Source organism: Massilia horti (assembly GCF_004614195.1).
Classification (GTDB): Bacteria; Pseudomonadota; Gammaproteobacteria; order Burkholderiales; family Burkholderiaceae_D; genus Telluria; species Telluria horti.
Genome location: NZ_SPUM01000124.1, coordinates 1 through 19,496, shown reverse-complemented (window position 1 = coordinate 19,496; position 19,496 = coordinate 1). Strand labels below are relative to the sequence as shown.

Annotated in this window: 13 protein-coding genes; 6 read left to right on the top strand and 7 right to left on the bottom strand. The window is 59.7% G+C overall.

What is annotated here, in order from left to right; all coding sequences use genetic code 11:
- Positions 1 to 183: 183 nt before the first annotated feature.
- On the bottom strand, positions 184 to 1,521 hold the full coding sequence (locus E4O92_RS18980) for a glutamine synthetase family protein (protein ID WP_135191223.1): 1,338 nt from the start codon (positions 1,519 to 1,521) through the stop codon (positions 184 to 186).
- A 148-nt stretch (positions 1,522 to 1,669) separates the two neighbouring features.
- Between E4O92_RS18980 and E4O92_RS18975 the strand changes: the two genes are divergently transcribed.
- Both E4O92_RS18975 and E4O92_RS18970 read left to right on the top strand, forming a co-directional pair.
- A complete protein-coding gene (locus tag E4O92_RS18975) occupies positions 1,670 to 2,749 on the top strand; it encodes a sensor histidine kinase (RefSeq protein WP_135191222.1) in 1,080 nt (359 codons plus the stop codon).
- Positions 2,746 to 3,489, top strand: coding sequence for a LytR/AlgR family response regulator transcription factor (locus E4O92_RS18970; protein ID WP_135191221.1), 744 nt, complete (start codon positions 2,746 to 2,748; stop codon positions 3,487 to 3,489). The genes E4O92_RS18975 and E4O92_RS18970 overlap by 4 nt, the downstream gene beginning before the upstream one ends.
- Here the strand turns inward: E4O92_RS18970 and E4O92_RS18965 are convergent, their stop codons facing one another.
- Both E4O92_RS18965 and E4O92_RS18960 read right to left on the bottom strand, forming a co-directional pair.
- Complete coding sequence (locus E4O92_RS18965; protein ID WP_135191220.1) at positions 3,490 to 4,974, bottom strand: aldehyde dehydrogenase; 1,485 nt, start codon at positions 4,972 to 4,974, stop codon at positions 3,490 to 3,492.
- Positions 4,975 to 5,129: 155 nt separating this feature from the next.
- Entirely contained in the window at positions 5,130 to 5,360 is a 231-nt protein-coding gene (locus tag E4O92_RS18960; protein ID WP_135191219.1) for a hypothetical protein, read from the bottom strand.
- A gap of 72 nt (positions 5,361 to 5,432) precedes the next feature.
- On the opposite strand from E4O92_RS18960, the gene E4O92_RS18955 reads away from it, so the two are divergent.
- From E4O92_RS18955 to E4O92_RS18945, 3 genes are all read left to right on the top strand, one after another.
- Entirely contained in the window at positions 5,433 to 6,896 is a 1,464-nt protein-coding gene (locus tag E4O92_RS18955; protein ID WP_135191218.1) for a high affinity choline transporter 1, read from the top strand.
- A 301-nt stretch (positions 6,897 to 7,197) separates the two neighbouring features.
- The gene (locus tag E4O92_RS18950) at positions 7,198 to 8,268 is read left to right on the top strand and encodes an SMP-30/gluconolactonase/LRE family protein (protein WP_135191217.1); all 1,071 of its coding nucleotides are present in this window, start codon (positions 7,198 to 7,200) and stop codon (positions 8,266 to 8,268) included.
- 475 nt (positions 8,269 to 8,743) lie between these two features.
- Positions 8,744 to 9,301 (top strand): TlpA family protein disulfide reductase, encoded by a 558-nt coding sequence (locus E4O92_RS18945; RefSeq protein WP_135191216.1) that lies wholly within the window; start codon positions 8,744 to 8,746, stop codon positions 9,299 to 9,301.
- 577 nt (positions 9,302 to 9,878) lie between these two features.
- Here E4O92_RS18945 and E4O92_RS18940 read toward each other — a convergent pair.
- The 4 genes from E4O92_RS18940 to E4O92_RS18925 all read right to left on the bottom strand — a co-directional run bounded on the left by E4O92_RS18940 (position 9,879) and on the right by E4O92_RS18925 (position 17,486).
- Positions 9,879 to 11,297, bottom strand: coding sequence for an aspartate aminotransferase family protein (locus tag E4O92_RS18940; protein WP_370660018.1), 1,419 nt, complete (start codon positions 11,295 to 11,297; stop codon positions 9,879 to 9,881).
- 89 nt (positions 11,298 to 11,386) lie between these two features.
- On the bottom strand, positions 11,387 to 12,757 hold the full coding sequence (locus E4O92_RS18935) for a glutamine synthetase family protein (protein WP_135191214.1): 1,371 nt from the start codon (positions 12,755 to 12,757) through the stop codon (positions 11,387 to 11,389).
- A 127-nt stretch (positions 12,758 to 12,884) separates the two neighbouring features.
- Positions 12,885 to 13,643, bottom strand: coding sequence for a gamma-glutamyl-gamma-aminobutyrate hydrolase family protein (locus E4O92_RS18930; protein ID WP_135191213.1), 759 nt, complete (start codon positions 13,641 to 13,643; stop codon positions 12,885 to 12,887).
- 399 nt (positions 13,644 to 14,042) lie between these two features.
- The gene (locus tag E4O92_RS18925) at positions 14,043 to 17,486 is read right to left on the bottom strand and encodes a COR domain-containing protein (protein ID WP_135191212.1); all 3,444 of its coding nucleotides are present in this window, start codon (positions 17,484 to 17,486) and stop codon (positions 14,043 to 14,045) included.
- Positions 17,487 to 17,928: 442 nt separating this feature from the next.
- Here E4O92_RS18925 and gabD point away from each other — a divergent pair, with 442 nt between their 5' ends.
- Positions 17,929 to 19,383 carry an NADP-dependent succinate-semialdehyde dehydrogenase gene (gene gabD / locus E4O92_RS18920; RefSeq protein ID WP_135191211.1) on the top strand — a complete coding sequence of 485 codons (1,455 nt, stop codon included), beginning with the start codon at positions 17,929 to 17,931 and terminating at the stop codon, positions 19,381 to 19,383.
- Positions 19,384 to 19,496 lie beyond the last annotated feature (113 nt).

The window sequence follows — 19,496 nt, the reverse complement described above, 5'->3', positions numbered from 1 at the left end:
CCTACTCAGGTCAGGACGCTGCACGTCCGTACAGTGCTTTCTTTCACGTTACGATGGCTACACGTAAGCTAACACCTCTGTTAAAGAAGCCGTAACGTGCGCACCAGTGCGCACGGGATGCAAACTCTGCTCAGCCGTACAGCGTGCGCACAGGTCCTCGCCGGCCGTGCGCCCCCTACGATATCAGACCAGCAGCATCAGGTGCTCGCGCTCCCACGAGCTGATCACGCGGCTGAAGGTCGCGAATTCCAGTTCCTTGACCTCGCAGAAGGCCTGCACGAACAACTCGCCCAGCATCGCGGCCAGCGGCTGGCACTTGCGCATGCGGAAGACTGCATCCTCCAGGTTACGCGGCAGGTCGTCGTGCACGTGCTCGGCGCTCTCCAGCGTCGGCTCGGTCGGCTCGCGGCGTTCGATCATGCCGAGGTAACCGCAGCTGAGCGTTGCCGCCATCGCCAGGTAAGGATTCACATCCACGCCCGGCACGCGGTTTTCGACACGCCGGTTCTGGGGGAGCGAGTTGGGCACGCGGATTCCGCAGGTACGGTTGTCGTAGCCCCAATGGACATTGGTCGGCGCCGACTGGAAGCGCGACAGCCGGCGGTATGAATTGACGTGCGGAGCGAACATCAGCAGCGCCGACGGCACGTACTTTTCCAGCCCCGCGATGTAATTGAAGAACAGCTGGCTGGGGCCGCCGTCATTGGCGGTGAAGATGTTGCGGCCGGTCTCGGCGTCGACCACGCTCTGGTGCACGTGCATGGCGCTGCCGGGCTCGGTTTCCATCGGCTTGGCCATGAAGGTCGCAAAGATCCCGTGCCGCAGCGCGGTCTCGCGCACCGCGCGCTTGAACAGGAAAACACGATCGGCCAGCTCGAGCGCGTCGCCGTGCGCGAAATTGATTTCCATCTGGCCGGCGCCGGCCTCGTGGATCAGCGTCTCCACGCCCAGTTCGTGCGCCTTGCAAAATGCGGCCAGTTCGATGAAAAACGGATCGAAGTCGTTGACCGCGTCGATCGAGTAGGACTGCCGCCCCTGCTCCATCATGCCGCTGCGCCCCATGGGCGGCTGCAGCGGCTCGTGCGGGTTGAAATTGCGCGCGACCAGGTAGAACTCCATTTCCGGCGCCACCACCGGTTTCCAGCCGTGCTGGGCATATTTTTCCAGCACCCGCCGCAGTACCGAGCGCGGCGCAAGCTCGATCGGCGTGCCGTCGAAGTTCTGGCAGTCGTGGATCACCAGCGCCACGCGCTCGGTGGCCCATGGCACCACCCGGATCGTGGCGGGGTCGGGCACGCAGATCATGTCGGGGTCGGTGGTGCCGACGTAGGGGCCGTTGTCGGGCTGCTCGCCGTTGACAGTGTTGAGCAGCACGCTCTTCGGCAGGCGCATGTGATCGCCGCCGAGAAATAGGTCCTTGGGAAGGATTTTGCCGCGAGCAATGCCGGTCATGTCAGGGATGACGCATTCGACTTCGTGGATGTTGTGTTCACGCAGGAAATCGCGCATCAGGTCACTCATCACACTCCCCGGGCTGCCTCGGTGTGGCCACTATAGCACCGCCCTCGGAAATGCCGCGCGCGGCCCGGGAACCCCAATCCAACCCACGATTTTCGCAATTCGCGTCATTGCCGATCACAACAGCCCGGTTGTGCGCGATACTTGCAGGATGAGATTGCAAACAGACAAGATATCAATTCCGCGCGGCTGGCGGATCTACGTCACGGGGTGGCTGACCTACATGGCCATCGTGGCCTTCATCATCCAGATCGACGCCGTCCTGGCAAAGCATTTCGACTGGTGGCAGGCGCTGCAATCGATGTGGAGCACGGCCCTGCCCGCACTGCTGCTAAGCCTTTTGTGGCCGGTGACGGGCTACCTGGAACGAAAAGGCAATCGCTTGAGCCTGATGCTCGGCATGCACCTGACCGGTGCTGCCCTGTTCGCTTTGATTTCCCATGCCGTCCTGGTGTACCAGATGGGCGCTACAACGCGGCCGGCGAGCTGGCACGCCTGGCCGTTCATGTACAGCATGATCAGCTACGCGTTCATCGCAGGAATCTTCCATACCACCCGCGCCAACGCGGCCGTGCGGCGCCAGACGGAAGCAATGCACCAGGCGCAAACCCTGCTGATCGCCGCCGAATTGTCCGCCCTGCGCAGCAAGCTCAATCCCCACTTCCTGTTTAACACGCTGCACTCGATCATCGCGCTCACCCGCAGGGACCCTGATGCGGCCGAGACTGCGCTTTTCCGGTTTTCCGACATGCTGCGCTACATCCTCGACACCGAGAAAAGCGGCAGCGACCGGGTGACGCTCGATGCCGAGCTCGATTTCGTCCGCGACTACCTCGAGCTCGAAGCGCTGCGCCTCGGCCCGCGCCTGTCCGTCGAATGGGACCTCGACCCCGACGCCGGCGGCTGCCCGGTGCCGGCGCTGACGCTGCAGCCGCTGGTCGAGAACAGCATCAAGCACGCATTCAATCCGCACAGCCGGCCGGGCGTACTGCGAATCCGAACCGGCCTGGACACGCAAGCCGGCGTACTGACCTTGTCCGTGCACGACGACGGCCCCGGCGCGGACCAGGAACGGGTACGGGCGGCGCCGGGCCTGGGCATCCGCACCATCGAGCGCCGCCTGCAACTGGACTACGGACCGCGCGTGCAATCGCGCATCGATACCGCGCCAGGCGCCGGATTTGGCGTTTCCATTTCAATTCCGCTGGAAGAGGCAGGGAGTCCGGAGTGATCACCAAGACCGTTTTCATCGCCGAGGACGAACCGCTGGCGCGCGACGTGCTGCGCGACGCCGTCTATGCCCACTCCGGCCTGCGCCTGGTGGGCGAAGCAGCCGACGGCGCCACCGCCCTCGAACAAATCAACCGCATCCGGCCCGACGTGGTCTTCATGGATATCCAGATGCCCGAAATGACCGGCCTGGAAGTGCTGCAGCGGCTTGACCACCTACCCCAGATCGTCTTCACCACCGCCTACGACCAGTACGCGGTGACGGCATTCGAACTGAACGCTGTCGATTACCTGCTCAAGCCGTTCACGCGGACGCGTTTCGACGCCGCCGTCGCACGTTTGCTGGAGACGTCGGCGCCATCCAAGGACGCGCTGAACCAGGCGCTGACGCAGGCGGGGCAGCGCATGCCCGAACGGCTGGACCGCATCCTGGTGCGCGACCGCGGCCGCTTCTTCCCTCTCTCGTTGGACGAGATCGAATACATGAAGGCCGACTCGAAATACACCGCGATCGCGGCCAGGGGCCAGACCTTCCTGGTCCGGATCGGCATTTCGGAGCTCGAAGCGCTGCTCGACCCCGCGCGCTTTATCCGCATCCACCGCTCGGCGCTGGTGAATCTCGATTTCGTGATGTCGATGAAGCCCGACGACCAGTCGCAGCTCCAGCTCGAAATGCGCGACGGGACCCACCTCATGGCCAGCCGCGAGGCCTCCAGGATCCTGCGCGAGATGGCGATCTAACTAAACCTGGATCCAGGTCGTCTTGAGCTCGGTGTACTTGTCGAACGCATGCAGCGACTTGTCGCGCCCGTTGCCGGACTGCTTGTAGCCGCCGAACGGCACCGTGATATCGTCGTTGTCGTACTGGTTCACGTGCACCGTGCCCGCGCGCAGCGCCCGCGCGGTGCGGATCGCGCGGGAGAGGTCCGAAGTCCACACGGCGGCCGCCAGCCCGTAATGGGTGTCGTTGGCCTGGCGTACCGCCTCGTCCAAATCGGTGAAGGTCAGCACCGACAGCACGGGGCCGAAAATCTCTTCGCGCGCGATCGTCATTGAAGCGTCGACCTGGTCGAACAGCGTCGGTTCGATGAACAGGCCGCCCGAATCGACGCGCGCGGCCGAGCCACCGGCGAGCAGGCGTGCGCCGCCGGCCTTGCCGGCCTCGATGTAGCCGAGCACCGTCTTCATCTGGATCGGGTCGACGATCGCGCCCATCACGGTCGCCTCGTCAAGCGGATCGCCCGGCGCATAGCTGGGCAGCAGCGCCAGCGCCTTGTCGAGAAAGGCGTGCTTGATCGAGGCCTCGACGAACAGGCGCGACGGCGCGTTGCAGCTTTCGCCTTGATTAAAGTAGATTGAGCCGATCGCAGCGGCGACCGCGGCATCCAGGTCCGGACAGTCGGCGCAGACGATGTTGGCCGACTTGCCGCCCAATTCGGTCCAGGCGCGCTTGAGGTTGGACTGGCCGGCCATCTGCACGATCTGCTTGCCCACGCGGGTGGAGCCGGTGAAGCCGATCGCATCGACATCCATGTGCAACGCGAGTGCGGCGCCGGCCTCCGGCCCGTAACCGGGCAGCACGTTGAATACTCCTGGCGGAATGCCGGCTTCGAGCGCGATCTCGGCCAGGCGCAAACCCGAGAGGGGAGACTTTTCGGAGGGCTTGAGGATCACGCTGTTGCCCGCCGCGAGCGCGGGCGCGATCTTCCAGGCGGTCATCAGGAGCGGGTAGTTCCACGGCACGATGGCCGCGACCACCCCCACCGGCTCGCGCGTGATCAGGGCCAGGCTGTCGGCGGGAGTCGGCGCCACCTCGCCATACACCTTGTCGATCGCCTCGCCGTACCAGCGGATGCAGTTGGCGGCGAGCGCCACGTCGACCGACCTGGCATAGCGGATTGGTTTGCCCATGTCGAGCGTTTCGAGCAGGGCCAGCTCGTCCGCGTGCTGCATCATCAGATCGGCAAAGCGGACCAGCGTGCGCTTGCGCGATGCGGGCGGCTTGCCGGCCCAGCGCCGGTCTTCGAAAGCGGCGCGCGCGGCGGCGACGGCGGCGTCCACATCCAGGCTGTCGCAGCGCGCCACTTCGGCCAGCTTGCGGCCGTCGACAGGCGACAAGTCATCGAAGCGCTGGTCCTGCCTGGCCCAGGTGCGCTTGCCGTCGATGAAGGCGCGGCCGTCGATGTTCAGCGTTGCCGCCCGTTCGTGCCAGTCAGTCGTTGTCATCTTCATCTCCAAAGTCTTGATCGCACAGCCGTTGCCAATAATGTATGCAACGGGCAGTGCGAGTTCAAGCGTTGCGCAAACACATTCGGGAAGATTGACGAGCGTAATCCAATATTGATTGCGAACCCTCGGCAACCGCCCTATTCTTTTTACGCCTATTCACGCCGCCGCCTTCCTTTGACCGGGATCCTGACGCGACCTTTCTCCGAGCCGGCGGTGATTTCCGCCGCCGCATGGCGCGCCGGCAGCAGGCTGTAGAGGATGATTCCGCTCGACACCACCAACACCGTCAGCGCCGCCACCGGACCGCGTTCGAATCGGCCTGAACCCCTCCAGTTGATACGTTGCGTGATCAGTGTCGCAAATACCACCCAAATCGATCCCACGGCCGATTTCTGCGGCTATAATCGCCCAATTTTCCCGACCGAAACCCCTATTTCCGCTGCGGAGCAGACCACATGAACTACACCTTGATCACCTCTGTCGCTCTCTACCTGGCGGCTACGCTCGGTCTGGGCGTCTGGGCCGGCACGCGCATCAAGAACACCACCGACTTCGCGGTGGCCGGGCGCAGCCTGCCGTTGATCATGGTGATCACGACCACGTTCGCCACCTGGTTCGGGGCCGAGACGGTCATGGGTATTCCCGCCAAATTCGTGCAGGGCGGCCTGAACGCGCTGATCGAAGACCCGTTCGGCGCCGGCACCTGCCTGATCCTGGTCGGCCTGTTCTTCGCCACCAAGCTCTACAAGCTGAACCTGCTGACGATCGGCGACTACTACCGCGAGCGCTACGGCAAAGGCATCGAAGTGTTCTGCTCGGTCGCGATCATCCTGTCCTACCTGGGCTGGGTGGCAGCCCAGATCACGGCGCTCGGGCTGGTGTTTTCGGTGCTGACCGGCGGCGCGATGTCCGAGACCGCCGGCATGATCGTCGGCACCCTGGCGGTGCTGATCTACGTGGTGATCGGCGGCTTCCTCGCGGTCGCGATCACCGACTTCATCCAGATGATCGTGCTGGTGCTGGGCCTGTCCATCATCGCGTTCTTCGCCTCCAGCCTGGCCGGCGGCGCCGACCAGGTGTTCGCGATGGCGACCAAGGCCGACCTGTGGAAGGTGCTGCCGGCGCCGACCTTCACCGACATCGCCATGTTTGTCGGCGCGGGCGTGACCATGATGTTCGGCAGCATTCCCCAACAGGACGTCTACCAGCGCGTGATGTCGGCCAAGGACGCGCCGACCGCGCGCACCGGCGCCGTGATCGGCGGCGCCGGCTACATCCTGTTCGCCTTCGTGCCGATGTTCGTGGTCGCCTGCGCGGTGGTGGTCATGGGCGAGAACGCGATAGAGATCGCCAAGAGCGACTACCAGCGCCTGCTGCCGACCTTCGTGATGACCAAGATGCCGCTGGTGATGCAGATCCTGTTCTTCGGCGCGCTGCTCTCGGCGATCAAGAGCACCTCGTCGGCCACGCTGCTGGCGCCGGCGACCAGCTTTGTCGAGAACATCCTGAAGAACCTGCGGCCGGAGATGAACGACCGCCAGCAGCTGTTCGCGATGCGCAGCACGATCGTGGTGTTCGCCGCTCTGGTGCTCGGCTATGCGATCGCGATGAAGGGCACCTCGATCTACGACCTGGTGTCGGAAGCGTACCAGGTCACGCTGGTGGGCGCGTTCGTGCCGCTGGTGATGGGACTGTACTGGAAGCGCGCTACCACGCAAGGCGCGATCCTGTCGCTGGCGCTGGGCATCGGCACCTGGATCGTGTTCTTCCCGCAGATTTCGACCTTCGGCGAGCACTTCCCTGGCCAGCTGGCGGGACTGGTCGCGGCGTTCATTGGCATGGTCGGCGGCTCGCTCGCGCCGCAGGTGCTGAAGAACCGGCGCGAATCGCGCACAACGCCGGAAAGCGTGGAGGTTTAGTTCGCACAGTGTGCGCACAATGTGCGCACCGCGCCCCTTCTCGGCATCGAACCCGATATCAACCTCCGGCGCCACCGACAGACGTAGGGTGCGCACCTGTGCGCACGCGGTCACTGGTGGCAGGCTCGCGGCTGCGCCATCATGACGCGACGTTCGCACCGAGTGTGCACACATTTGCTCACTGGTCGCGCCCCCTCTTTGAAGACCTGCGTATACTTAACAGCAATATGTTGCTTGTCTTCGCTCCTGTTTTGTTGCACGATTGGAAATATCATTATTTGATTTTTCCATGCGCCTACCTATGCTGCCTGTACTTGCGCTCGCCGCCTATCTCAGTCTGTGGCCGGTCCCCATCGAACCGGTCTCGTGGCGGGCGCCGATTGCGCCTGGCTATACCGGCGTCCACGCGGCCAATTCCAAACTGGTTGGTTTAAACAACATCCATTTGAATGGCGAAGTGGGACCCGAACATGTCGTTCTTGGCCCTGATAGCAAGCTGTACGTTTCCGTTACAAGCGGCCACATCTTACGCATGCGGCCAGATGGCGGCGCCCAGGAAGTATTCGCCGACACCGGTGGCAGGCCGCTGGGCCTGGCTTTTGATGCGCGCGGCAATTTGATTGTCGCCGACGCCATCAAAGGGCTCTTGTCCGTCGATGTGGACGGTAAGTTGACGGTCTTGGCCAAGGCGGCGGCGGGGGAAGCGATATCTTTTCCCAATGCAGTTGTCGTCGCAAGAAGCGGCAGGATTTATTTCACTGATTCTTCAACGCGGTTCAAGGCGGCGCAATGGGGCAGCACCTCCGAGGCCGCGATGCTCGATGTCATGGAGCAGAGCGCTACCGGACGCGTGCTGGAATATGAACCGGCGGCCGGGACGGTCCGTGTTGTCGCAAAAGGGCTGAGCTTAGCCAATGGCATTGCGTTGACCAGCGACGAGCGCAGCCTGTTCGTTAGCGAGAGCGGCAGGTACCGGGTGTGGAAAATCGCCGTTGATGCCGACCAGGTCGACGTGGCGCATCAATCGCCGCAGGCCGAAGTATTGTTCGATAATCTGCCCGGCTATCCGGATAATCTCATGCGGGGTTTGGATGGCCGGATATGGCTGGGCCTCGCCGGGCCGCGTAACGATCTTGACGGGATGGCCCAGTGGCCATTCCTGCGTCGGGTCGTGCTGCGCGTTCCGCGCATGCTCTGGCCGCTTCCCAAGCCCTATGGGCATGTGATGGCCTTTACCGAGGACGGCAAGGTGGTGGCCGATTTACAGGACCCGAGCGGCAATTCCCCTGCGACGACCGGGCTGACCGAAACCGCGGACCGCTTGTACATTCACAACGTCAACGGTAGCAGCTTGGGATGGCTGGCGCGATAAAGTGAAAAATTCAAGCCTATGAAATCCTTTAGATTTTGGTCCCTGATGTCAGGCGGTGCATCGTTAGCACCGCTAGCCTTCTTTATGTACCAATATTGGCTATTTTCGCAGTGGGCGAAACAGACGGTTGGCTTCGTTTGTGGGACCGGCATATTCGCGTTGCTCGTCGTTTGCGGAGCAGTTGGCGCCGCACTCTCTGCGGTTGCCACTTCGCTCGGCTTGATAGGCTACATGAGAGTCGAAAAGCCAAGGCCTAAGAAACGACTGCTTGAAATAGCACTTGTCGGAAGTGTTCTATTATTCATAACCATTTCAGCAGCGATTGGTTTAATGCCCTTGATATAGCCGATCACTGGGCCGCCATTAACCCATCAACCCGCGCGGGACCGGATTACCGAACGGGTTTTAATTTTGGTTGCTGCCAATGGAATACTAAGAGATCATCCGGGCTCTTGATGACCTTTTAGGAGATCCAATGCTGCCGTCCCTGACCCGGTTTGCCGCCGTCGCCCTCCTTGTTTGCGCCCCCGCGTTCGCTGAGCCCCAAGGCGGGCACCATCACTCCAAGCACTTCTTCGCCAGGCTCAAAGTGGGCGAGGCTTTGCCCGAGTTCCACCTGACGCGCTTGGACGGCACGCCCATCGACAACAAGGCGTTGCAAGGGTACACCTTGGTCAGCTTCTATTTTGCCGAGTGCGAGCCGTGCGTGAAGGAGGTGCCTCTGCTCAATGCGCTGGCCGAGCGTCGCCCGGACCTCCACCTGCTTGCATTCACCTTTGACAGCGCCAAGGAAACCAAGGAGTTCGTGGCCAAACATGGGTTGGCCTGGCCGATCGTTACCGATGCGGGCAAGCTGACCGAGAACATCGGTGTGAAGGCTTATCCCACAATGGCCCTGTTTGACCGGAAGGGCGAGCTCGTCGAGGTGATGGTCAACCGGGCGCAACTGGGAAACCCCGGCGCATTCGACGCATGGCTGTACACCGTAACGTTTAACCACGACCGCTCCTCTTTCGGCCGTCGTGGACTTTAAACCAGCAAGCATCGTTCCCGTGAAGGCATGGACGATGCCACTCGCATCGTCCACGCCATAGACCGACGGCCAGGTCCCCGCCAAGGGGGGCGCCGAGCCCGAGGAGTCGGGTCCGGCAAGGCCAGGCACGACGTTCGTTCCCTCTCCCCATTAAACCATCAATCCGCGTGAACGCAGATCAATCAGCGGGCCACAAAGAGGCGGAAGCGGCCGGTCAACAGTGGCGACTGCTCTTCTTACAACGTGCTAGGAAAGCTTGCGGAGTATTTCTGCAATCAAGATGAGCTTGAGGAAGCAGTTCAAAACATCCTGTCTGTGATCGAGACGGGGAGAGATACCGCGCCGCGATGCGGCCCTCCGATCTCCGGGACGTATCAGCCAGAGTAGGTTATAGACTCGCGGCGGTGCCACCGCGGCGCAACGTTTGCACTGCCGTCGTTCCCGCGAAGGCGGGAACAGCGCCGCCGGCGCTGTTCCCCCCATAGACCGGCGGCTTAGCCAACTCAGCATGGGTCCCCGCCTGCGCGGGGAGTCGGGTCCGGCAGTGCCAGGCACGACGGTTCGTCCCCTATTCCGATTAACCTACCAACCCGCGCGAACGCAGATCAATCAACGTCTGGTCGAGGCAGAACCGGATACGCTCGGCCATCTCGTCGATCTGCTCCTTTGTGATCACCAGCGGCGGCGCGACGATCATCCTGTCGCCGACCGCGCGCATGATGACGCCGTTGTCGAACATGTGCCCCCGACAGATCATCCCGACCGCGTGCGCCGAGTCGAAATGCTCGCAATCGTGCACCGTGTCGCCCTTGCGCCGCACCAGGTTCAGCCCCGCCACCAGCCCGCAGCTTTCGGCGTGGCCGACCAGCGGATGCGACGCCAGGCCGGCAAATGTCGCCGCCAGGTGCGGCCCGGTCTCCAGCGCCACCTTTTCGACCAGCTTTTCCTCGATCAGGATGCGCAGGTTCTCCAGCGCGGCCGCGCACGCGACGGGGTGGCCCGAGTACGTGAATCCGTGGTTGAAGTCCCCACCCTTTTCGATCAGGGTTTGCGCCACGCGGCTGCCGACCAGCACGCCGCCCAGCGGCACGTAGCCCGAGGTCACGCCCTTGGCGAAGGTGATCAGGTCCGGCTGCACCTGCATCAGCTCGCAGCCGAACCAGGTCCCCAGCCGCCCGAAGCCGCAGATCACTTCGTCCGAGACCAGCAGGATGTCGTATTTGTCGCAGATGCGCTTGATCTCCGGCCAGTAGGTCACGGGCGGAATGATCACCCCGCCCGCACCCTGCACGGGTTCGCCGATGAAGGCGGCAACCTGGTCCGGCCCCAGTTCCAGGATTTTCTGTTCCAGCCAGCCTGCGGCGTGCAGCCCGAACTCGGCTTCGGTCATGCCCTGCCCTTCTTGGGCGTAGTGCGGCTGGCCGATATGGACGATGCCGGGAATCGGCAACCCGCCCTGCGCGTGCATGCCGTCCATGCCGCCCAGTGAAGCGCCGGCCATCGTGCTGCCGTGGTAGGCGTTGCGGCGGCTGATGATCACCTGCCGCTGCGGCTGTCCCATCAGGTCCCAGTATCGGCGCACCATGCGCACGATCGTGTCGTTGGCTTCCGAACCCGAGCTGGTGAAGAACACGTGCTCGAACTGCGGCGGCGCCAGCTCGGCCAGCAGCGTGGCCAGGCGCACCGCCGGCACGGTGGTGGTGTTAAAGAAGCTGTTGTAGAACGGCAGAGTCTCCATTTGCTGGTAGACCGCCTGCGAGATGCTGGTGCGCCCGTACCCCGCGTTCACGCACCACAGCCCCGACATGCCGTCGATGACGCGGTTACCCTCCGAGTCCCACAGGTAGATGCCCTGGCCGCGCACCATCACGCGCGCTCCTCGCTTGCGCAACGCCGCGTGGTCCGTGAACGGGTGCAGGAAGTGCGCCGAGTCGAGCCGCTGCAGGGCCTGCGTGTCGAACGCTTCCTGCCGCGCGGCGCGCTGGGGCGCCAGCATGGTGGCGTCCAGGGCCAGCATGGCGGCGTCTTGAGCCAGGAGGTTGGTGGTCATGATGGGATCTCGTCATGGTTGCGAAGGCGGTTCGGTCAGACGTGCAGCAGCAGGTGCTCGCGTTCCCACGGGCTGATCACGGTCATGAATTCCTGGTGCTCCAGTTCCTTGATCGCCGCGTACACGTCGATGAAGCGTTCGCCCAGCACGTTGCGCAGCTTGTCGTCGTCACGCAGCAGGTTCAGCGCCTCGGACAGGCCCTGCGGCAGTTCGACCGGCATGTCGTAGGCGCTGCCTTCGACCATCGGGCTCGGCTCGATATGCTCGGTGATCCCGAGGTAGCCGCAGGCCAGCGTCACGGCCAGCGCCAGGTAGGGGTTGGCATCGGCGCCGATCACCCGGTTCTCCACGCGCCGGTCCTGCGAGCCCGACACCGGAACCCGAAAGCCGACGGTACGGTTGTCCACGCCCCACTGCAGGTTGATCGGCGCGGCGGTATGGCGCACGATGCGGCGGTACGAGTTCACGTATGGCGCGACGATCGCCATCGCCGACGGCATGTAGCGCTGCAGGCCGCCGATGTAGTGGCGGAAGAGCTGCGACGGCGCGCCATCGGCCGTCGAAAAGATGTTCTGGCCGGTCTCGGCGTCGACCACGCTCTGGTGCACGTGCATCGCCGACCCCGGCTCGCCGCCCATCGGCTTGGCCATGAAGGTCGCGTACATGTCGTGCTTGAGCGCGGCCTCGCGCAGCGTGCGCTTGAAGTAGAACACCTTGTCGGCCAGTCCCAGCGGGTCGCCGTGCTGGAAGTTGATCTCCATTTGCCCTGCGCCGATCTCGTGGATCAGGGTGTCGACGTCGAGGTTCATCATGTCGCAGTAGTCGTAGATGTCCTCGAACAGCGGATCGAACTCGTTGACGGCGTCGATGCTGTAGACCTGGCGGCTGGTCTCGGAGCGCCCGCTGCGGCCCATCGGCGCGGTGAGCGGCAGGTTGGGATCGATGTTCTTGGCGGTCAGGTAGAACTCCAGTTCCGGCGCGACCAGCGGCCGCCAGCCCTTCTTGTCGTACAGCTTGAGCACGCGGCGCAGCACGCTGCGCGGGGCGAAGTCGACCAGTTTGCCGTCGGCGAAATAGCAGTCGTGGATCACCTGCGCGGTCGGGTCCACCGCCCACGGCACGGTCGTGATGGTGGTCGGGTCGGCCTTGAGGATCATGTCGCGGTCGGTGCTGGAGATCGCGCGGTAATAGGCGTCGTCGCCCTCCGGTGTGTTGCCGGTGACGGTCATGCCCAGCACCACTTCGGGCAGGCGCATGCCGCGCTCTTCGGTGAATTTGACGCGCGGCAGGATCTTGCCGCGGGCGACGCCGGTCAGGTCCGGCACCAGGCATTCGATTTCGGTGACGCGTTTGGCATTGAGCCATTCGTCCATGTCGGTGTAGGTGAAATTTTCGCGTATAGCCATGTTGGCCTCTCTGTCTCGTTGCTCATGAGCGCAGGCGCGCGCCAACCGCGCAGCCGTGGCGCCACTGGGGGTTCGGGAGGCGACAGCTATGGAACGGCGCGGGCCGCCCACTTTTCGTAAGAAGCGCTCATGTCGGACTCCGGCGTGCGGCCCGATAGGCGCGGCAAGCGTCGCCAAAGGCGCCGAACATCTTCATCGAATAGGGGTTGTGGGTGATGCGCCATTCGGGGTGCCATTGCACGGCGAGCGTGAAGCCAGGCGCAGTCTCGACCGAAAAGGCCTCGACCAGTCCGTCCTCGGCGGTCGCCTCCACGCGCAGGCCGGGCGCCAGCTCGTTGACGCCCTGCCCGTGCAGCGAATTGACCGGGATTTCGCGCACGCCAAGCACGCGCTCGAGCCGGCCGCCCGGGCAGATTTCGACCTTGTGCGCGTCACCGTACTGCTCGTCCATGCCCAGCTCGGGTTTCTCGCGGTGGTCCATCTTGCCCGCCACGTGCTGCACCGCCTGGTGCAGGCTGCCGCCAAGCGCCACGTTCATTTCCTGGAAGCCACGGCAGATCGCCATCAGCGGCACGCCGCGCCGGACCGCTTCGCGGATCAGGGGCAGCGTGGTCTCGTCGCGCGCACGGTCCTGCGGCAGCGACGGGTCGAGTACTTCTTGCGAGTAATAGCTGGGATGGACGTTGGACGCCGAGCCGGTGAGCATGATGCCGTCGATCAACCCGAACATCGTCTCCAGGTCGAGCACCGAGCCAAGCGACGGCAGGATCATGGGCGCGCAATCGGCCCCGAGCACGACGGCGTCGACGTACTTGTACTGGGCCGCGTGATACGGATGCTCACCGAAGTCACGGGTGCAGGCGGGAACGATTACGATCGGGCGCATGGTCTCTACCTTGTAGTGAAGCGCACATGGACCATGATAGTTGCAATCGTGTCCAAATGCGAGTGGCCGTTAATCCAGATCAAACAAGCGCGCGATACCCAGCACGCTGCGCTGGAATCTGCTAGGGAAGTGGGACTTGAATCGTCAAGCCCCGTGACAAAAGCTTAATGGCAAGTGGCGAACGATGCCAACACAAGTGATAGCTCTAGGCGTCGCGGGCAAACCTCGGCCAGTGCATCAAGGTAACTGCGCCTGTAAAGCACTTGCGACGCGCCGTCCAGCTTGGTCGGTTTGACTTCGCGTTCCTAAACAACAAATACACTCGATCGCAGTCATCTCAAGTAGTAGACGAAGTTGCCACATCGCAGCATGTTACACCTGAGTTTTTTTTAAGGCGCTCTATAGACGGTCTTCCAGGAGTTTCCTGAGCTGTTGTTGAAATTGAAGTTTAAGGTCGTCAACATTCTTAAAACAAGTATAAAAATGCCCCAATTCATCCAATTTCTTTTGAAACAACCAGAGAGAATTTAAGTCGTTTTGAATAGCCGACCCTGTTGTTATTTCCGCGTTCTTAAAAAATGTATAAATATATGGCCTGCCTGCTCTGTTAAACTGTTCATGCGCAGTATCAAACTCTTCTTCCGTGAATTTTCCAGTTTTTGTAAAAAACAAGCTAACGAAAATATCAGAGGTTCGAATCGTTTCGTTATACTCATCCTGAAGTCGTGTTTCTGACATCGCGTCCAGAAAATTTTCCCAACGAACAATTTCCAAGTAGACGCCGTCGTTTATAAGCAAGTCATTATGTTGCCGAAAGAAAAGATCAAATTCATCTCGTTCAGCCTTCAATTCTGAAGAAGACGCAAGAAAAATTTTTATTCGCTTCAATCTTGGCTTCACTTGCTTTAATGTCCAACCTTGCGGAATATCTCCCTTAACCCCATCAAGCAATGCTTGCACCTCGATCTGCTCGTAGCTGTTTTGGCATTCTACAGTTAGGCGCTTGTCTTCAAGGCGCTTTAATAAATTACGATGAGAAAACAACTCGGGTAAAGAACTCCTTGCACAAACAGCACAGATGCATGGTATCCTTTTCTCCACCTTTGTCTCTAAGCCTTGAAAAGACGCGTTAAGCGCTTCCAAATCGGCCGAGATAACGCTTAGTAAAGCTTTGCATTCTATACCCCGAGCCCGAATCTCGATCTCCCTGCCGTTTGAAAGTAGTTCGACGAAAGCCCTAGTGGCACCCTGTTCAAATAAAACACCAGTAACGTAAGCGTAGTCTGGGTGCCTTACAAAGCGATGCAGCCTTACTGTCAGGCGGCTAATAAGGCCCTTCGGCATGAAATCGTAAAGATAACGAACGACAAGATCACCTGGCTGCCCCCACTCTGCGAGAATCTTCGGCCGAGCAGGTGGCAATAACTGCGGTGCAAGCCACTTCTTTGGGCTGCTATCGGGAAGCAAATAGCATAGTTCGAAACGCTGCATTAATGCCATCAGTTCGGGATGCATTTCTGCGTATTTTCCGTCATGCCACAAGCGTTCACAATCGTCTAATCCAAACCTGCCAAGGTTTGACTTAATTATTTCATCGTCAAGCACCCTAAAGACAGCCTCAGTAGCCCATGCATTCTGCAAAATAATTATGCGACTCAGAAGCTCATCGTTCTGAAAATGTAAAAATACACCTAGATCGTGCAGATAATGACTCAAATGCAGAGCTTTCTCGCGATCAAATAGGATATGCCTCCTATATATTTCAAAGTACTCCTTTGAACTAATATACGGAACCTCCTCTGCGCGCGCCTCGATTTCAGATCGTACGCGGATCCATCGTGCGGGCAATTCCTCCCCTATGTGTTCCAAGTTGCTTGCATAGAACTCCACGCCCTCGCGAAATTTATCCACAGAGTTAGCATGCTCCAAGTTACCAGCGTACCTTTCTTTCACATTATCGTATTGCTTTTTAATCCCCGCAAAATCAATTATCTTACTTCTTCCACTTTTTTCGTTTTGAAAAATCAAAACAGGGCTATGGCTGCTCAATATATCAATCATGTCGAGCCAATACCTAAAGCCAGGGTCCGAAACTGACTTATCATCCTTTCTTGTGTCGTCGAGCAATAGGTACAATGAGCGCTGTGTCAAGAAAAATTGATGAGTTGCATGGTATATTTCTTGCCCACCAAAATCCCAAACATTTAATCTAAACAACCGGCCATTGCGCAATGTGAATTCATGCCGATATATAGATATCCCCCGGGTGGTTTCGTCCTCTTTTGGAAGAGGAAGACCTGGCTGAAACAGGCGTCGGAAAAGGCTTGTTTTACCAGCCCCACCCTCCCCCAATATTAAGAGTTTCGCCTCATACAGGTAATCCTTTTCGTCTGAAGCCAGTTCTTTAAAGAAATTCAATATAGCAGAATTGCCTTGGCCAACAATCTCTGGCGGGGGGCTAATCAGTTGGCCGCGGCCTACAAGAATTCCTTGCACAACTCGCCGAACTTTCTCTCCTATTTCTTCCGATTCTCCAAACACAACTACACCATCCTTATCGCGCACGAAGATAGCTTTATGCTCTGCCAAATGTATCGGCAAACCTTTCTCGATATGCCCACGCAAGGGGTAAAGATCCCGAACTTTGGTCCCCCAGATATTCAAATGCTTTAATTTGTTTAGATTTTCAAAACCAGCCACGCTCATGATGCCGCTATTCTTTGCATCGATATGCTCAAGCTTTCCCAATTCCATGAGAGGACCTAAATCATTAATCCTTGTGTCGGCGACAATAATTACACGTAACTCTCGCAGTTCCGCGAGTTGAGCAAGATCAACAATCGGAGTAGAAGCTAAGTTGAGTTCTTCTAGCCTAGTGAGATTGCTCAACGGATCGATCGATGTGATCGGGGTGTTTGCCAAATTCAATTTTCGCAAACAATTCAACTGTGTAAGCAGCGACAAATCTGACACAGTTGTGTTTGAAATGTCCAAATCCTGAAGGAGCTGCAGACACTCCACTCCATCCAACCGTGAAACCGAAGTACGAGCCAAACTTAGCTTCTTCAACAATGGCAAGGAACTAATGAAATTAATTTCACTAATTTTCGTGCCAGAGAGATCAATGGAATTTAACTTTGATAACGCTGCAAGCGCGTTGCAATTCCTTAACTCTAAATTTGATAGACTTATCTCCTCCAAGTTTTGCAGTCCTGTTAAATGAAAGATGTCTGTCACCCGTGTGTTGTCTAAATTTAAGCTTCTAAGTTCTTGCAATTCCCGGAGAGGGCTAAGGTCGAAAAATAGTGTCGCGGATAAATCCAAATGACGCAAAGACGATAATTCACAAAGCAGGTCAAAGTTTCTGGCAGGGATAGCGTATGCAATAAGCTCCTGTAGTTCCTTCAATCTCTCCATACCATGCAAATCATCAATGTGACCGTAAGAAATATCAAGCCACTCCAGGTTTTGCAAATTGCGGAGAACAGTCAGGCCACCGACGTGTGTTCGTTCAAGGGATAGCCAACGGAGGCCATGCAAGGACGCAATAGCTTGAATATTTCTTACAGGATTTCCAGACAAATATAATCCTTGCAGTGAGGAAAGTTTGGCAAGAATTTCAATATTTCTTATTTGATTGTGGCCACCAGCATTATTTGACGTGCGTTTATGCCACCTGCCTTCATCCCATGCTCGAAATTCAATACCTAGGGACAAGACTATCAGCCAGTCATGATCAGCAAGTTCAGCAGGGATTTCCGTTAGCCCGCAATTCCCTAAATCTAAGAAAGGAGAGCGGTTTCGTTTATTCTTTTCGATGAGCTTTAACGCTAGTGATGTCATAGTCTACTGGCCTAACATTAGAATTCAATAAATAATCAGGGCAATAATAGACGCTAGGTCCACCCCAACCCCAAAAAAAGACATGGCAACGCTCGTGTGATAACTAACGGTGAATAACTAAAGCGAGTAAATAGTAATCGTCGCAATAGTAGCATAGTTAAATTGACAATATTATTGTATGCTTTGATGAGCTGCTTTACTAGGGTTTTAATGAGCCATTCGCCACATTCGGGTTGAAGGCCCTCCGTTCGCCATAGAACAGCAATACAGCCCAAGCATGAAGGTCGGATAGCACCCGAGAGGCAGCCTGCGCGCTAACTTAGCGCAGATAGCTCCCCTGCTGCTCGAGCTGCTCGTGCAAGTGCTTAACTAAAAACGACAATTTGCAAAACGATCTATTATCACAACAGACTGCAGCCAAATCCCACCCAACGAGGCTCCTATGCTGAACCTGAAAGACCCCTCCCTGCTGCGCCAGCAGGCGTACATCGACGGCGAGTGGTGCGACGCGAACGAGGGCGCCACCGTCACCGTCAGCAACCCCGCGACGGGCGAGAAGATCGGCACGGTACCGGACATGGGCGCGCAGGAGACCAGGCGCGCGATCGATGCCGCGGCGGCCGCGTGGCCGGCGTGGCGCAAGAAGACCGCCAAGGAACGTGCGGCGGTCCTGCGCAAGTGGCATGACCTGATGCTGGAAAACGCCGACGACTTGGCGCTCCTGATGACGACCGAACAGGGCAAGCCGCTGGCCGAATCGAAGGGCGAGATCAGCTACGCCGCCTCGTTCCTGGAATGGTTCGGCGAAGAGGCCAAGCGCGTCTATGGCGACACGATTCCGTCGCCGTGGCCGGACCGGCGGATCGTGGTGACCAAGGAACCGGTCGGGGTATGCGTGGCGATCACGCCGTGGAACTTCCCGGCCGCGATGATCACACGCAAGGTCGGGCCGGCACTGGCCGCCGGCTGCCCGATCGTGCTCAAACCCGCCGGGCTGACGCCCTATTCGGCGCTGGCGCTGGCCGTGCTGGGCGAGCGCGCCGGCGTGCCCAGGGGCGTGTTCAGCGTGGTGACCGGCGACGCGCAGGCGATCGGCGGCGAGATGACCGGCAACCCGACCGTGCGCAAGCTTTCCTTCACCGGCTCGACGGCGGTCGGCCGGCTGCTGATGCAGCAGTGCGCAGGGACGATCAAGAAGCTGTCGCTGGAGCTGGGCGGCAACGCGGCCTTCGTGGTGTTCGACGACGCCGACATCGATGCCGCGGTCGAGGGAGCAATCGCGTCCAAGTACCGCAACGCCGGCCAGACCTGCGTCTGCGCGAACCGCATCTACGTGCAGGACGGCGTGTACGACCAGTTCGCGCAAAAGCTGGTCGCGGCGGTCGGCAAGCTCAAGGTCGGCAACGGCGTCGAGCCGGGCGTCAACCAGGGGCCGCTGATCGATGAGAAGGCGGTGCAGAAGGTGGAGCAGCACATCTCCGATGCACTGGCCAAGGGCGCGCAGGTCGCCACCGGCGGGAACCGCCACCGGCTCGGGCGCACGTTTTTCGAGCCGACCGTGCTGACCAACGTGACCGGCGACATGCAGGTCGCGAGCGAGGAAACCTTTGGCCCGGTGGCGCCGCTGTTCCGCTTTCACACCGAGATTGAAGCGATCAGGATGATCAACGACACCGAATTCGGCCTGGCGTCGTACTTCTATGCGCGCGACATCGGACGGGTGTGGCGCGTGGCAGAGGCGATCGAGGCTGGCATCGTGGGCGTGAACACGGGCCTGATCTCGACCGAGGTGGCGCCGTTCGGCGGCGTCAAGCAGTCGGGCCTGGGGCGCGAAGGCTCGCGGTACGGCATCGACGAATACCTGGTGGTCAAGTACATCTGCATGGGCGGCGTGTAAGTCGCCCCGCTGCGCTACCCGCTGCCTCGCGCACCCGGCCTGCGGCCGATGGGCACAAGTAGGGTGTGCAGCTTTGCTGCGCACGCGGTTCGCAAATTCAGCGCAGTGGCGCG